Origin of the sequence: Arthrobacter sp. SLBN-53, from assembly GCF_006715585.1 — a bacterium.
GTDB lineage: Bacteria > Actinomycetota > Actinomycetes > Mycobacteriales > Mycobacteriaceae > Mycobacterium > Mycobacterium neoaurum_A.
The window spans coordinates 758,689-774,335 of the sequence record NZ_VFNN01000001.1 but is presented as its reverse complement, the minus strand read 5'-3'; the positions used below and the strand labels follow the sequence as shown (position 1 = coordinate 774,335).

The 15,647-nt window shown below is 66.9% G+C and carries 10 protein-coding genes; 8 read left to right on the top strand and 2 right to left on the bottom strand.

What is annotated here, in order from left to right:
- The first annotated feature begins 14 nt into the window (after positions 1–14).
- Positions 15–404, top strand: coding sequence for a universal stress protein (locus FBY28_RS03720; protein WP_141864352.1), 390 nt, complete (start codon positions 15–17; stop codon positions 402–404).
- Positions 405–412: 8 nt separating this feature from the next.
- Here the strand turns inward: FBY28_RS03720 and FBY28_RS25950 are convergent, their stop codons facing one another.
- Positions 413–2,023 carry an HNH endonuclease signature motif containing protein gene (locus FBY28_RS25950; RefSeq protein WP_216847481.1) on the bottom strand — a complete coding sequence of 537 codons (1,611 nt, stop codon included), beginning with the start codon at positions 2,021–2,023 and terminating at the stop codon, positions 413–415.
- 207 nt (positions 2,024–2,230) lie between these two features.
- On the opposite strand from FBY28_RS25950, the gene FBY28_RS03710 reads away from it, so the two are divergent.
- The 6 genes from FBY28_RS03710 to FBY28_RS03685 all read left to right on the top strand — a co-directional run bounded on the left by FBY28_RS03710 (position 2,231) and on the right by FBY28_RS03685 (position 13,324).
- Complete coding sequence (locus FBY28_RS03710) at positions 2,231–2,989, top strand: SCO6745 family protein (protein ID WP_174241535.1); 759 nt, start codon at positions 2,231–2,233, stop codon at positions 2,987–2,989.
- Between the two features lie 26 nt (positions 2,990–3,015).
- On the top strand, positions 3,016–4,266 hold the full coding sequence (locus FBY28_RS03705; RefSeq protein ID WP_141864346.1) for a cation:proton antiporter: 1,251 nt from the start codon (positions 3,016–3,018) through the stop codon (positions 4,264–4,266).
- A gap of 37 nt (positions 4,267–4,303) precedes the next feature.
- Positions 4,304–6,058 carry an NAD(P)/FAD-dependent oxidoreductase gene (locus FBY28_RS03700; RefSeq protein ID WP_141864344.1) on the top strand — a complete coding sequence of 585 codons (1,755 nt, stop codon included), beginning with the start codon at positions 4,304–4,306 and terminating at the stop codon, positions 6,056–6,058.
- A 101-nt stretch (positions 6,059–6,159) separates the two neighbouring features.
- Positions 6,160–11,661, top strand: coding sequence for a type I polyketide synthase (locus FBY28_RS03695; protein WP_141864342.1), 5,502 nt, complete (start codon positions 6,160–6,162; stop codon positions 11,659–11,661).
- Complete coding sequence (locus tag FBY28_RS03690; protein ID WP_174241534.1) at positions 11,658–12,509, top strand: ABC transporter ATP-binding protein; 852 nt, start codon at positions 11,658–11,660, stop codon at positions 12,507–12,509. Before FBY28_RS03695 ends, FBY28_RS03690 begins: the two co-directional genes overlap by 4 nt.
- Positions 12,506–13,324, top strand: coding sequence for an ABC transporter permease (locus FBY28_RS03685; protein WP_141864340.1), 819 nt, complete (start codon positions 12,506–12,508; stop codon positions 13,322–13,324). The genes FBY28_RS03690 and FBY28_RS03685 overlap by 4 nt, the downstream gene beginning before the upstream one ends.
- A gap of 7 nt (positions 13,325–13,331) precedes the next feature.
- Here FBY28_RS03685 and FBY28_RS03680 read toward each other — a convergent pair whose 3' ends face one another.
- The gene (locus FBY28_RS03680) at positions 13,332–14,213 is read right to left on the bottom strand and encodes a LysR family transcriptional regulator (protein WP_141864338.1); all 882 of its coding nucleotides are present in this window, start codon (positions 14,211–14,213) and stop codon (positions 13,332–13,334) included.
- Between the two features lie 65 nt (positions 14,214–14,278).
- Between FBY28_RS03680 and FBY28_RS03675 the strand changes: the two genes are divergently transcribed.
- Positions 14,279–15,643, top strand: coding sequence for a malate:quinone oxidoreductase (locus FBY28_RS03675; protein ID WP_141864336.1), 1,365 nt, complete (start codon positions 14,279–14,281; stop codon positions 15,641–15,643).
- The last annotated feature ends 4 nt before the right edge of the window (positions 15,644–15,647 follow it).

Here is a 15,647-nt window from a genome sequence, read left to right as displayed (position 1 = left end):
TGTGAGGAGCAACAGTGATTGTCATCGGTTACACCGCAGACCAGTTCGGGCACGCCGCGTTGGAGCACGGCATCGCCGAGGCGAAACTGCGCAAGACGAGTCTGTTGGTGATCAACTCGACCTCCGGTGAGTCTTACGTGGATTCGCGGTTCGCCGGCGGCGCGGAGGTTCGCGATGTCGAGGCACGGCTCGCCGGGTGTGGTGTCGAATTCGAACTGCGTCAGCCCGTCGGGGTGGACGCGGTCGACGAGCTGCTGACCGCGATGGACGCTCCGGACGCCGAAGTGCTGGTCGTCGGGATCCGACATCGCAGTCCGGTGGGCAAGCTGCTGCTGGGCAGCGTTGCGCAGAAGCTCATCCTGGAGTGCCCGAAGCCGGTGCTGGCGGTCAAGCCCGCGGAGTGACGCACCGTTCATCCCGAATCGTCCTGTCGCTCAAGATCATCCACCGCTTCTTCGGGGTGGTTGAGTAGTTCTTCGGGGTGGAAGTGGTGGTTGATGGTGTCGCTGCCGGTGTCCAGTAGTGGTGGTGGGTGCCAGTGGACTCGGCCGCTGGTGGGGTCGATTGCGGTGGTCCAGCCCAGTTCGGCGAGGCGGTTGTCCGGTGGGCAGCCCAGCCCGAGGGTGGGGGCGTCGGTGCGTCCGCCGCGGGCCCAGCTGGGTTGGGCGTGGTGGGCTTGGCAGTGGTTGGCGCATCGGGTGCAGCCGGGGCGGGTGCAGCCGCGGTCGCGGTTGTGGAGCAGTAGGCGTTGGGCTTTGGTGGCCAGGCGTTTGGTGCGGCCCAGGTAGAGCGGTTCGGCGGTGTGGTGTCGGTAGACGACCAGGTAGTGGTGGGCGTGCTCGGCCAGGCGGATCAGGTCAGCCATGGGCATGAGGGTGCCGGTGCCGGTGACCGCGATGCCGGCGGCGGTTTCGAGTTCGGCCAGGGTGGTGGAGACCACGACGGTGACCGGTAGCCCGTTGTGTTGGCCGAGGCGTCCGGAGGCGATGGTGTCGCGTAGGACGGCTTTGAGGGCGTCGTGGTTGCGTTGCGCAGCGGTGCGGGTGTCGCGGCCGGCGGGCCCGGTCAGCGGTGGCAGTGCCGGTGCGGGGGACGCCGCGGTTGCGGCGGCAGCGTCAACGGCCTCGATTCGGTCGGCCAGTTCACCCAGATCGGTGGGCAGGGGCAGTTGTTCCCAGAGCGTGGACGGATCCTTGGATGGTGCAGCCGGGTCGGGCTGCACGGCAGTGTCTTTCGCATCTGGACCGACCCCGGCCTGGGAATCCGCGTCGGTCTCGGGGTTGGCCGGTGAGTGGGGGTCCTCGGGGTTGTTGATTCCGGAGCGGGCCCAGGTGTCGTTGACCGTGCCCAGGTAGGCGGCCAGTTCGGCATCGACCCAGCCGGTGATGCGGGTCAACCCGTCAGGATCCTGCGTGCCCACGGTGATGCCGCGTTTGTGGCGGGCGATATCCGGGCCCAGACCGTCCTGATTCATCAGGTAGAGCGCCCGTACCGCGGTGGCGTGCACCGTCTCGGGGCTACTCACGCGGGCGACCGGGATCAGGATCTTTTCGAGCTCCGCAGCTTTGGTGGCATCGACGTATTTGGTGGCCGTCCGCACCGCTTCGGCGATCACCGTGACGTGGCCTTCGTTGATGTCGCCGTCGGCCAAGGCCTGGGCGCACAACGGCAGCGCGGGATCGAGCAGGATCCCGGTCACGCACCGTCTGGGGGCCAGTTGTTCGGCGCGGCGCACCCGGGTTGCGGCCTCGCGGGCGGACAGGCGCATCCGGGTGATCAGGACATCGGCCCAGGATTTGGCGCCGATCTCATGTGCGGTGCTGCGCTGCATGATTGCGGCCTGGATGCGGGCATCGATGACCGCATCGGCGCGGGCGCGTTGGTCGCGTTCGGACTGCAACGCCAACAGCTCGGCGGTGTCGAACACCGAGAAGTCGGCATCCAACAGTGCTTTGACCGACGCGGCGCGATCGGAGAGGGCATGCTGCACCGACTCCCGGCTGGCCACCACATCCGATCCCATGACTCGAACATACGTGCGACCACCGACATAACACGCCACGATGTGACACCAGAGACAGACGAGACCAAAGAAAAATCTGAGATCAAGCAGCTCGACCAAAGGTGCTGCCGGAGGCCGTCTGTCCGACATCCCCATCGAACTCGGCCGCCCCGGATCGGCCGCCGTCTACTGTTCGAGCCGACACCGATGCCACCGAAAGGCCTGAGGATGACTGATACCGATCTGGTCGAGCACGCCGCCGCGGCCGGAGCCGCCGTGGAGCAGGCGGTCGCCGTGTTCATGCTGCACCCGCAGACCTACGCCGAGAGCATCGCGGCGGGTTACCAGAATCCGCTCGCCGGGTATGTCGCCGGGCGCGGCGGCGTGCTCGGAGAGGCCACCGGCGCCACCGTCGCGGCGGTGTTCGCCGTCTTCGAGCCCACCGGCCTTGCCGCCCTGTGGGAACAGGGCATCGCCGTCCGCGGCGCCGCCACCGCGGCGCAGGTGTACTGGGAACAGGCCGCGGAGTTCGGCCGCCGGTACCTGGCTGCGGCAGACGGGCTCGACCGTGTCGCCGAGCTGGGGGAGCGGCTGATCGCCGCCGCGCCGACCGCCTCGGTCCCGCTGTTCGCCGGCTGGAAGGTCATGCCGCTGGCCGAGGACGCACCAGCGCGGGCCCTACAGGTCATGTTCGTGCTGCGTGAATTGCGGGCCGGTCTGCACTTCAACGCCCTCAGCCTGTCCGGGATCAGCCCCATCGAGGCGCACATGCTGAACAAGGGGCCGCGGTATGCGGCAATGTTCGGCTGGCCCGAACCGTTCGCCGACGGTGCGGACAAAAAGGACCGTTATGCCGAGGTCGAGAACGTGACCGATCGACGCATGGCCGAACTCGTCGGCACCGCATGGGAATCGGCGGAGGCTGCCGAGTTCGCCGGGCTGACCGCGGCCGCACTGACCACGCTCAAGCAGACCGTGCCGCGGTGACAGTTTTCGGCTGGCTAACCTGACGTATGCCCGCGGACATCGCGATCCAGTTCTTTCTGCAACTTGCCGTCATCCTGGCTGCCTGCCGGCTGGCCGGCATCGTTGCCGGACGCGTCGGGCAGCCGCCCGTCGTCGGTGAGATGATTGCCGGGGTGGTCCTCGGGCCGTCGCTGCTCGGCCGCATCGCCCCCGACCTGCAGGCCGGTCTGTTCCCGTCGGGGACGTCCAACATCGTGCTGTACACCACCGCGCAGGTCGGCCTGGTGCTCTACATGTTCGTCATCGGCATGAATTTCGACGTCGAACACGTCCGGCAGCGGGCCGGCACCGCCGCCGCGGTCTCGGCCACCGGGACCTTCGCGCCGCTGATCATCGGCGCGCTCGCGGCGATCCCGTTGCTCGGCGGCGGTGAGTTCTTCGGCGAAGGCGTCAACCTCGGCATGGCGATGATGTTCCTCGGCGCGTCGATCGCCATCACCGCATTCCCCATGCTCGCCCGAATCATCTTCGAAAAGGGTTTGACCGGCACCTCTTTGGGCACGCTCGCGCTGGCGTGCGGTGCCACCTCGGATGCCATTTCCTGGTGCATCCTTGCCGTCGTGCTGGCCGTCTACAAGAACAGCCCGATGCTCGCCGTCCTCGCCATCGGCGGTGGCGTGCTCTACACCGTGGTGGTGCTGACCATCGGTAAGCGCGCCCTGGCACCGATGGGAGCCAAGGCCGAGCAGCAGCAGGCCATCAGCGGATCGATGCTCAGCACGGTCCTGATCCTGCTGACGGCATGCGCCTGGTTCACCGACACCATCGGCATCTACGCGATCTTCGGCGCATTCATCCTGGGCATCGCGATGCCGTCGGGTTATTTCGCCGGCCAGCTCACCGACAAGATCGAACCCCTGACCACCAAGTTGCTGCTGCCGTTGTTCTTCGTCTACTCCGGGCTCAACACGCAGATCGGCCTGGTCAACACCCCCCGGCTGTGGGCCATCACAGCGGGACTGCTGATCGTCGCCATCGTGGGCAAGGGCGTCGCGTGCGCGGTCGCGGCCCGGATCAGTCGCGTGCCGATGCGTGAATCGGTGGCCCTCGGCGCCCTGATGAATGCCCGCGGGCTGATCGAATTGATCCTGCTCAACATCGGACTCCAGGCCGGCATCATCACTCCCACCCTGTTCACCATCCTCGTGATCGTCGCGGTGGTCACCACGTTGATGACCTCGCCGATCTTCGAGCTTGTCTACGGACGACATCGGCAGCCCGCCGAGATTCCCCAGTAACCGTCGAGTCCCGGGCGCGATCGGTATGTTGAATTTCATGCGCCCTGAACTGGCCCACCTCGACGCGCGGACGCGAGCAGCTCTTGCGCGGAAGATCAGAAACCAGCTGCCGGCGGACGGCCCGTCGGCCGATCGCGATGTCGTCATCATCGGCGGCGGTGTCGCCGCGATGGGTCTGGCCCTGCAATTGCGGGACAGACGTCCCGACGTCCGGGTGCTGATCATCGAGCCGAAAAGCTATCCGCTGGCCGAGATCACCCATACCGTCGGCGAATCCACCGTGGAGATCTCGGCGCACTATCTGCGCGAGACGCTCGGGCTGGGCGATCACCTGAGCACCGCCCATCTGCGCAAGATGGGACTGCGGATGTTCTTCTCCGACGGCGGCAACACCGATATCGCGACGCGGATGGAACTCGGTGGTTCCTCTTTCGTGCCGCAGGTCACCTATCAGATCGACCGCGGGCGGCTGGAGAACGAACTGCACCGCCGGTGTCTGGCTGCGGGCGTCGAAATACGCTGCGGTCGTGCGCGTTCGGTCGAGCTCGGGGCCGACCCGAGCGTCGTCACCTATCAGACCGACACCGCCGAGGTCGAGGTGTCCGCCCGCTGGGTCATCGACGCCTCCGGGCGCAACCGCACGTTGCCGCGACAGCTGGACCTCAAGCTCACCAATGAGCACCACTGCAACGCCGCGTGGCTGCGGGTCGCCACCGAGATCGACATCAACACCTGGAGTGACGATCCGGGCTACCATTCCCGGCTGGTCGAGGGCGACCGGGCCATGTCCACCAACCACCTCATGGGTGAGGGCTACTGGGTGTGGCTGATCCGGCTGGGATCGGGCGCCACCAGCGTCGGGATCGTCGCAGACCCGGCGCTGCACCCGTTCGACGGGTTCAACACCCTGGACAAAGCCAAGGCATGGCTGAGCGAGCACGAACCGCAGTGTGCGGCGGTGCTGGCCGAGCACGACGACCAGATCATGGACTTCCGGGTGATGAAGAAGTACAGCCACGGGGTCAGCAAGGTCTATGACGGCGCACAGCGCTGGGGACTGACCGGAGACGCCGGCATCTTCCTCGACCCGCTGTACTCCTCGGGCCTCGACCTCGTCGCCATCGGCAACGGACTGATCACCGATCTGATCCACCGTGAGATGGCCGGTGAGGACGTCACGGCCCGTGCGGCGGTCAGCGACACGCTGTTCCGTTCGCTGACCGAGATGTGGCTGGCGATCTACCAGGACCAGTACGCCGTGATGGGCACCCCGGCCGTGATGTCGGCGAAGGTGGTCTGGGATATCGGATTCTACTGGGGATTCATCGGCCTGCTCTACATGAACGATCGCTATGTTCGCCTGACCGACGATCCGGAATTCGTCCCGCAGCTCGATGGATTGATCGCCTTGAGCAACCGGATGCAGCAGTTTTTCCGGGAGTGGTCCGCGGTGGAGGATTCCGGGGTGGCGGTGCCGTTCCTGGACCTGTATGCACCGCTGAACTTCATGGTGACGCTGCACCACGCGATGATGGAAGCCCGACCGGATTTCGACACCCAGTTCGCCGCCAACGCCCGCTTGCTGCGCCAGATCGCCGGGCAACTCGTGGAGACCGTCCTCGCGGCCAAGTCGACAAACTTCGACGACGACCGGGTGATGCGCCAGGTCCAGGAGTGGCAGCGTGACGGGCTGCTGCGCGAGTTGCGCAACACCTATCGCCGTGAGCAGGGCACCGATCCGATCATCGGCGAATGGATCGTCACCCGGTCGCCGGCGCTGCAAGCCGGCTGATCGCCACGGACGTCGGCACCTGAAAAAGAACGGTGGTACCCGTCCAACCCCGTCGCGGCTACGAATGCAGTGGAGCCGTGTAGCGCCGCGAGAAAGTGCCGATGTCTGTGACCGTACTGCCCACCCACCGTGAACCCCTGGCGATTGTGGGGATCGGCTGCCGTTTTCCCGGCGGCGCCGACTCCGCGACCAGTTTCTGGCGTCTGCTGCGTGACGAGGTCGACGCCACCGGCGACGTCCCGTCGACGCGGTGGAACGCCGAGCGGTATCACGATCCCAACCCGGCCAAGATGGGCAAGGTGGTGACTCGCCGGGGCGGGTTCCTTTCCGAAATCGACCAGTTCGACCCCCAGTTCTTCGGAATCTCGCCGCGGGAGGCGCATTCGCTCGACCCGCAGCAGCGGCTGCTGTTGGAGGTCACCTGGGAGGCGTTCGAAGACGGCGGCATCCCGGTCGACCAGGTCGCCGGCACCGATGTGGGCGTCTTCATCGGTGGGTTCACCCTCGACTATCAGCTGATACAGAACCAGGGGCGGACCAGCCGATATCGGTTCAAGCCGCATTCGGCCACCGGCATGATGATGACGATGCTGGCCAATCGCCTGTCGCATGCCTTCGATTTCCGGGGCCCCAGCATGACCGTCGACACGGCGTGCTCGAGTTCGCTGGTCGCCGCACATCTGGCGGCCCAGAGCATCTGGAACGGTGAGTGCGAGCTGGCCGTTGCAGGCGGAGTCAACATCATGGTGGGACCGAACACGGCGATCGCCGAATCCCGAAGCGGTTTTCTCAGCCCACAGGGCCGCAGCCGGGCCTTCGACGACGCCGCCGACGGCTATGCCCGCGGTGAGGGCGGCGCCGTGGTGATCATCAAACCGTTGCAGCAGGCGCTGCGCGACGGTGACGACATCTACGCCCAGATCCTCGGCACGGCGGTGTCCCAGGACGGGCACACCGACGGCATCACGGTGCCCCGTGAGGATGCCCAGCGGGTGGCGATCAAGGCCGCCCTGCAGCGCGCCGAGCTCGACCCGGACCAGATCGGCTATGTCGAGGCGCACGGAACCGGCACCCCGGTCGGCGATCCGATCGAGATGCGGGCGTTGGCGCAGGCGCTCACGACGGACCGTCCGGCGAGCAGGCCGCTGGTCATCGGTTCGGTCAAGACGAACATCGGCCACCTGGAGGCCGGGGCCGGTGTCGCCGGGTTGATCAAGGCCGCCATGGTGGTCAAACACGGTTTCATCCCGGCCAATCTGCACCTGCAGAATCCGACCTCGCACGTGTCGCTCGCCGAGCTCAAGCTCGAGATCCCGCCGACGGGCCGGCCGTTTCCGCCGGCGGCACGCCGCATCGCCGGGGTGAACTCCTTCGGTTTCGGCGGCACCAATGCCCACGTCGTGCTCGCCGAACCCCCGGCGCCGACGACCACGCCCGCGGCGGTGAATCCGCTGCCGCTGGCCGCGATCCCGATCTCTGCCCGCAGCGCCGAGGCCCTTGTCGCCGCCGCGGGCCGGCTGGCCGACCACCTCCAGGCACACCCCGATATCGCGCTGACCGATCTCGGCTACACGCTGGCCCGCCGGCGCACCCATCTCAGTCACCGGCACACCGTCATCGCCGAGGACCTCGCCGACGTCCGCGAGCAGCTGCGCGCGCTGGCCGACGGCGGTACCGTCGAGGCCGATCGAATCGGTTCGGGGGCAGCGAAGCTGGCCTTCGTCTGCACCGGGATGGGTCCACAGTGGTGGCGGATGTGTCGCGGGCTTCTCGACGTGGCACCGGCGTTCACCGAGAGCATCCGCCGTACCGATCGTGAGCTGTCGCGGTACGCCGACTGGTCGCTGATCGAGGAGCTGAATCGCGACGAATCCGAGTCCCGGATGGCAGATACCGAGATCGCCCAGCCGGCCAATTTCGCGATCCAGGTGGCGCTGGCCGCGCAGCTCGCCGAGTTCGGGATCGTTCCCGATGCTGTGATCGGCCACAGCGCAGGGGAAGTGGCCGCCCACCACCTCGCCGGCCTGCTCAGTTTCGAGCAGGCGGTCCGGGTGATCTATCACCGCAGCCGGCTGCAACAGCGCACCAGCGGGCAGGGACGGATGCTCGCCGTGGGGCTGGACGCCGAAACCCTGATGAAGACCATCGACCAGAAGATTGCCGACGAGTTCGGCCGTCGGGTGTCGATCGCGGCGATCAACAGCCCGTCGGCGGTGACCGTCGCCGGTGACGGTGACGTCCTGGAAGACATCGCCAGGCAGCTCGACGAGGCGCAGATCTTCAACAGGTATCTGGCCGTGCAGGTTCCGTATCACACCCACTACATGGACGCGGTGCGCGCGGATCTGCTCGACTCGCTGGCGGGACTGTCGGCCGACCCGGCGCGCCTACCGCTCTATTCGACCGTCACCGGTGAGCTGCTCGACGGTTATGACGCCGGTGCCTCCTACTGGTGGCAGAACACCAGGGCGACGGTGCTGTTCGAGCCCGCGCTGCGCCGGATGCTCGATGACGGCTACACCCACTTCGTCGAACTCGGACCACATCCGGTTCTGGCCGCCTCTATCCTGGAAACGTCTGGTGTGCAACGTGTTTCGGTGATGTCCGCGCAACGGCGCGAGCACGACGATCTCCGCACCCTGCTGACCTGCCTCGGTGCGCTGCACAATGCCGGACACGAGGTGGCCTGGGACCGGGTCTACCCCGGCAATCGATCTCAGGTGGCCGGCCTGCCGCATTACCCGTGGCAGACCAAGCGGTACTGGTACGACAACTACGAGGTCGACGAGGCGCTGTTCTACACGCCGGTGCATCCGCTGCTCGGCCAGCCGGTACGTGGTGTGCACCCGACCTGGGAGGTCGAGATCAGCACGGCCGCACACGGATTCCTCGAAGGACACCGTATCCAAGGCAGTGTGGTGGTGCCCGGTGCCGTGTACGTCGAGATGGCGTTGGCCGCGGGGAGGCAGACCTATGGATCCGAGCACAGCGTCGAGAATCTGGCGCTGCACCGCGCTGTGCTGCTCGACGACCGATGCGACCCCATCATCCGGACCACGCTGAATCAGGACGACGGTACCGTCGAATTCGCGTCGTTCACGGCCACCGGGGACGGCGATCTCAAGTGGGCGATCACCGCGACGGCCGAACTCGGCACCTGTCCCACGGTCGCGCACGCACGCCCCGCTGGGACCGGTCCGTCCAGCTCGATGGATGGTGACGAGTTCTACCGGGGCACCCAGGCGATCGGTTTCGATTACGGCGGCGCGTTCCGCTCGGTGACCGCCGTTCGAGCCGGACACGACTGGGCCACCGCCCAATTGCGGGTACCAGCCGAGATCGCCGGTGAGCTGGGCGACTACCGATTCCACCCCGCCCTGATCGACGGGGCATTCCAGACCCTGTTCGGCGCACCGTTCTCCGGGCAGGAGGAGAACGAAGACCCCTACCTGCCGACGCGGATACGGCGCTGCGCGGTGTACGGATCACCCACACCCAGCATGACCGTGCAGGTGCACGTCGTATCGGCGACCAGGGATGCCGTCGAATGCGATATCACCATCACCGATCCGCACGATCGGGTGCTCGCGATCTTCGACGGGTTCACCGTGCAATCGCTGAACTCCTCGTCGCGGATGTCGGTCGACCACATCGACAAGGGGCTCTACGAGCTGCACTGGTCGCCGGCCGACGATACGGGCCAGTCCGCACCCACCGCGGTCGACGACTCCTGCTGGTTGGTGTTGACCGACGGTGCGGGCGTGGGGGAGCAGGTCGCCGCCACGCTGCGTGCGCACGGCCGACGGGTGCGTACGCTGCGCCACCGTACCGACGGAATCGACTGGGCGACAATCATCGACGAGCACGACGGCGACTTCGGGGGCGACCTCGGCGGCATCATCGATTGCTGGCCGATGGACATGGTCGACGGGTCGCCGGACAATCTCGACGTCGGTCCGTTCAGCATCCTGCGGCTGGTCAAAACGCTGGCCGACCGCCCGACGCTGAAGCCCAAGATCTTTCTGGTCACCGCCAATGCCCAGGCGACGCCGGGCACCGCGGTGGCCAACCTCGATCAGGCGAGCATCTGGGGGCTCGGCCGTGTCATCGGTCATCAGGAGTTCCCGGATATCTGGGGTGGGCTCATCGATATCGATGCCGCCGATGACGGCGCGCTGATCGCCACCCGGATATGCGAGCACGTGCTCGGTGGCGCGGCCGAGGACCAGATCGCGATCCGCGGTACCGCCACCCTGGTCCCGCGACTGCGGTTGTGCGCCGGGCTCACCAAGCCGTTCCCGATGAAATTGTCCGCCGATGCCACCTATGTCGTCACCGGAGGTGCGGGTGCGCTCGGTCGGGTCGTCGCCGGATTCCTGGCCGAGCGCGGCGCGCGGCACATCACGCTGATCGGACGAACAGCACTGCCGCCCCGTGACCAGTGGTCGGAGCTGTCCGAGGAGCATCCGCACATCAAGGCTGTCACCGCATTCCGGTTGATCGAGCGTCTTGGTGCCCAGATCGAGACCGTCAGTGCCGATATCACCGATGCCGAGGAGATGAACCGGTGGTTGACCGGGCACCTGCGCGGCGGCGGCCGGCCGGTCCGGGGCATCGTGCACGCTGCGGGGTCGGTGGACGACCAGCTCATCGTGAACATGAGCGAGCAGGACTATGCGCGGGTGTTGGCCCCGAAGGTCACCGGCGCCAGGGTGTTGCATGATGTGTTCGCCGGTCACGAACTGGATTTCTTCGTGCTGTTCGGGTCGGCCGGATCGACGATCGCCGCGCCGGGGCAGGCCAACTACGCGGCCGCCAACGCCTTCCTCGACGCCTTCGCCGACCATCGGCGGGCACAGGGTGTGCCGGCGCTGACCATCGGATGGGGGCCCTGGTCGGTGGGGATGGTCGAAGAACTCAAGCTGGAGAAGATCTACGCACAGCGGGGGATCGAGCTGATCACCCCGGCGGTGGGTGCCCGCATCCTGGGCCGGCTGATCAGTCAGCGGATCCCCAGTGTCGTTGCCATCACCGCCGATTGGGACCGTGCCAGGCAGGCCGGTATGGGCGGCCGGTTGCCCGCCATGTTCGCCGACCTCGAATCGGCCGGCTCGTCCGTGACCGCCGAGGGGGCGGGCTCGTCGATCCTCGATGTCCTTGCCGCGACTCCGGAGGCGCAACGACGCAGCCTGATCGCCGAACAGGTGCAGCGCGTGGTTGCCGACGTATTCGATTGTGGGATAGCCGATATCCGCCCCGATGACATGCTCGACGATATCGGGCTGGACTCGATGATGGCGATGGACTTCCGGGTGCGCATCAACGCCGTGTTCTCCATCGACGTCCCCGTACTGGAGATCCTGCGCGGTGTCAGCGTCAACTCGTTGTCCGACCGGATCCTCGGCGAGCTGCATGCCATCCACGGTGCGGTGCCGGTCGACGAAACCGATTCCAGCGAAGGCGATTCCACCGAACCCGATGCCACCGAAGGCGCCGATGTGGACGATCTGCTGGCAGATCTCACCGACGAAGAGTTGCGCACCCTGCTGGCCGAGCTCGAAGCGGACGGGGAGATGTCCGACGGTGAGGCGACCGCTCCGTGACGGTGGATTTCCCCAGCACGGCCGTGCATGTGCGCGGGCTGTCCAAGAGTTACGGCGATCGGTGTGCGGTACGGGATCTGCAGCTCGACGTGGAGTATGGCGAGGTCTTCGCGATCCTGGGCCCGAACGGTGCGGGCAAATCGACGACGATCGAGATCCTGGAGGGTAACCGGCGCCGCGACGCGGGGCAGGTGCTCGTCCTCGGTCAGGATCCCGGCACCGCCGGTCGGTACTGGCGGGCGCGCATCGGCATCGTGCTCCAGGAGGTCAGCGATGCCGGGATGCTGACGGTCCGCGAGACCGTCCGGATGTTCGCCAGCTGCTACGGTGCGGCGCGTCGGCCGCGGGATGTGCTCGGCCTCGTGGGCCTCGACGGTGCCGCAGATGCCAAGGTCAGGACGCTGTCGGGCGGTCAGCGGCGTCGACTCGACGTGGCATTGGGGATTGTCGGCGAGCCTGAGCTGCTGTTCCTGGACGAGCCGACCACCGGTTTCGATCCCGAAGCGCGCCAACAGTTCTGGGAGCTGATCAGACTGCTCGCCGCCGACGGGACCACGATCCTGATGACGACGCACTACCTGGAAGAGGCCGCCGCGCTCGCCGACCGGGTCGCGGTGGTGGCCGCGGGAACCGTCGTGGCGGTGGATTCGCCGACACGCTTGACCGAACACGTCGACACCGCGGCCACGGTCCGCTGGTTCGACGGTGACATCGAGCGCACCGAGCGGACCGCGACGCCGACGGAGCTGATCAGCAGGCTCGGCGCCGACGGGCGTGAGCTGACGGGTTTGACGGTGTCGCGGCCGACCCTCGAGGAGGCCTACCTTCAGTTGATCGGTCATTCATGAGCGCCGGCGCGCATGCCCGCCCGGTTCCCTCGGTGGTGCGCATCGGGTTCTCCCGGGTGCTGCCCGAGCTGAAGATGTTCTACCGCAGGCCCGAACAGATGGTGCTGACGTTCTCGATGCCCGCGGTGATCTGTCTGCTGCTCGGTTCGATCTTCTCGGAGAAGTTGCCGATCGGCGGGGTCGGCACGGGCTCGGTGATCGCGGCCAGCATGCTCGCCTACGGGATCCTGTCCACATCGTTTGTCAATCTGGGCATCAGCATCGCCGCCGACCGGGATACCGGTGCGTTGCGGCGGCTGCGTGGCACACCGACCACGGCCACGTCCTATTTCATCGGCAAGATCATGCTCGTCCTCGTCGTCAGCCTGGCCGAGGCGATCCTGCTTCTTCTGGTGGGGGTTCTGGCCTTCGGGCTGAGGCTGCCCGCCGGCCTGTTCGGCTGGTTCACCCTGACCTGGGTGTTCCTGCTCGGAGTCATCAGTTGTTCGTTGCTCGGGGTGCTCATCAGCAATATCGCCAGCAATGCGGTGTCGGCTGCGGCGCTGACCAACGGGCCTGCGGTCGGCCTGCAGTTCGTGTCCGGCACCTACGTCCCGATCATGGCGCTGCCCACCTGGATGCTGGTCATCGGTTCGCTGTTTCCGGTGAAGTGGATGGCGCAGGGGTTCCGGTCGGTGCTCTTGCCCCCGGAGCTCGCCGCGGTCGAGCCGGCCGGAAACTGGGAGCATTGGCGCATCTTCTTCGTCCTGACCGCGTGGTGTATCGGCGGTTTGGTCGGTTGTCTGGCGGTGTTCCGGTGGTCGGATCGCGGCTGACGGGTTCTCAGAAGTGCTCGCGCAAGAAGCCCAGGAACCGCCGGCCCGCCGGGGTCGCGGCGGTCGGCGACCACGCCAGCGCGATCTCGCGTTGATAGGTGGCGGGGCTCAGGGCTACCTCGGTGGTGCCCGGCGCGACCCGGCCGTCGTGGGGTAGCAGGGCTATACCGAGTCCGCGACCGATGAGTTCACGCATGGTGGCGAACTCGGTGATCTCCAATGCCATTCTGGGTGTGAATCCGGCCGCCTGGCACCAGTTCTCGGTCAGCCGGCGCAGGTTGTAACTGGTGGGGTTGGCGATGAAGGTCTCATCGCGCAGTTCGGACAGCCGGATCCGACGCTGATTGGCAAGCCGGTGGTCGGCCGGAAGCACGGCCTGAACCGGCTGCATGCCGATCACACTGTGCTGCAGACGTTGCGGTGCCGGGATGAGGACGGCGACATCGAGTTCTCCGGCATGGACATCGGCTGCCAATGCCGAACCGTGCGCCTGTTTGATCTGCAGCCGGATGCCGGGTGCCCGGCGATGGAAATCCGCGATCAGCGTGGGCAATCGGCCCGAACCCATGGTCAGCGGAAAGCCGAACCGGACGGTTCCGTGTTCGGCGTCCGCGTCGCCGATGACGGACTCGATACCAGATTCCATGGCACGCAGCGGATCGCGGATTCGATCCGCCAGCCGTATCGCGGCCGGGGTGAGACGCACCGTCCGACCGTCCTGGATCACCAGCGGCACACCGAGTGATTTCTGCAGCGCGTGAATCCGCCTGCTCATCGAGGACTGCGGGATGCCCAGTCGCTCGGCCGCGCGTGTGATGTGTCCATCGCAGGCCACCAGCTCGTCGAGGGCCCGCAGATGCGGTGCCAGCAGGCCCGCCAATTGATCCATATTCGGATGATAACGACCAGAACATTCATTGGACGGATCGATGTCGACAGGTCGATCCTTCTGGCATGACGACCGATACCAGCACCGATCCAGTCGATCTCGCACTCATCGGTGGCGGCATCATGTCCGCCACGCTGGGCGCGATGCTTGCACTACTACAACCGGATTGGCGGGTCAGTATCGTCGAACGCGCCGACGATATCGCCACCGAGAGCAGTCACCCGTGGAACAACGCCGGCACCGGGCACTCGGGATACTGCGAGCTCAACTACATGCCCGATCCCGCCGACGCCGGCACCCCGGCCGCTATTGCCGAGCAATTCGCGCTCTCCCGGCGATGGTGGGCCCACCTCGTGGACACGGGTCTGCTCGAACCCGGCTTCGTCACCACCGCCCCCCACATGGATGTGGTCTTCGGTGACCGCGATATCGCCTATCTGCGGCGCCGCTTCGACACGCTGCGCACCGTTGCGGCCTTCGCCGAGATGCGGTACTCGCAGGATCCCGCGGTCATCGCCGAGTGGGCACCGCTGGTCATGGCCGGGCGCGACCCCGCGCAGCGGGTGGCCGCCACCTGGCATCCGGCGGGCACCGATATCGATTTCGGGGCGCTCACCCGCGACCTTGCGCGGCTGATCACCGGGGACACGCTGCTCGGCCACGAGGTCCGCACGCTGACGCGGACGCCGGGCGGCGGCTGGCGGATCGCCGGGCGGTGCGGCCAGGAGCGATTCGAACTGGACGCCGACCGCGTGTTCGTCGGCGCCGGCGGGCGCACGCTGACGCTGCTGCAACGCGCAGGCTTGCCTGATATCCAGGGCTACGGGGTGCTACCGGTCGGTGCGGCCTTTCTGCGCTGCTCCGATCCGGAGATCACGAGACACCACGCGGCCAAGGTCTACGGTCAGGCGCCCATCGGTGCGCCACCGATGTCGGTGCCGCACCTCGACCGTCGGGTCGTCGACGGGGACGCCCACCTCTTGTTCGGTCCGTACGCCACCTTCAGCACCCGACTGCTCACCAGCGGCCGTATCACCGACTTCTTCGGTACCGTCCGCCCGCACAACATGCGCGCGCTGATCCGTGCGATCACCGGGAATCGTGACCTCATCCGGTATCTGATCGGTCAGCTACTGGCCTCGCACGGACGCCGATTCGACCAGCTGCGCCGCTACTACCCGGACGCCGATCCACGGGACTGGGAATGGGTCACCGCCGGCCAGCGCGCCCAACTTGTCGCACCGAACGGCGCGCTGCGCACGGGAACCGAACTGGTCGTCTCGGCCGACGACACCATCGCGGGTCTGCTCGGCGCCTCGCCAGGGGCGTCGACTTCGGTGCCCATCATGATCGACCTGTTGCGACGGTGGTTTCCCCGGCAATGGGAGTCGTGGCGTCACCGCGCCGAGTTCGGGCTTCTGGCATCCTGAGGGC

What these genes read in the sequence shown, in the direction of transcription:
- FBY28_RS25950 (WP_216847481.1), bottom strand. Translation starts at nt 2,023, where the DNA reads ATGGGATCGGATGTGGTGGCCAGCCGGGAGTCGGTGCAGCATGCCCTC.
- FBY28_RS03710 (WP_174241535.1), top strand. Translation starts at nt 2,231, where the DNA reads ATGACTGATACCGATCTGGTCGAGCACGCCGCCGCGGCCGGAGCCGCC.
- FBY28_RS03705 (WP_141864346.1), top strand. Translation starts at nt 3,016, where the DNA reads ATGCCCGCGGACATCGCGATCCAGTTCTTTCTGCAACTTGCCGTCATC.
- FBY28_RS03700 (WP_141864344.1), top strand. Translation starts at nt 4,304, where the DNA reads ATGCGCCCTGAACTGGCCCACCTCGACGCGCGGACGCGAGCAGCTCTT.
- FBY28_RS03695 (WP_141864342.1), top strand. Translation starts at nt 6,160, where the DNA reads ATGTCTGTGACCGTACTGCCCACCCACCGTGAACCCCTGGCGATTGTG.
- FBY28_RS03685 (WP_141864340.1), top strand. Translation starts at nt 12,506, where the DNA reads ATGAGCGCCGGCGCGCATGCCCGCCCGGTTCCCTCGGTGGTGCGCATC.
- FBY28_RS03680 (WP_141864338.1), bottom strand. Translation starts at nt 14,213, where the DNA reads ATGGATCAATTGGCGGGCCTGCTGGCACCGCATCTGCGGGCCCTCGAC.
- FBY28_RS03675 (WP_141864336.1), top strand. Translation starts at nt 14,279, where the DNA reads ATGACGACCGATACCAGCACCGATCCAGTCGATCTCGCACTCATCGGT.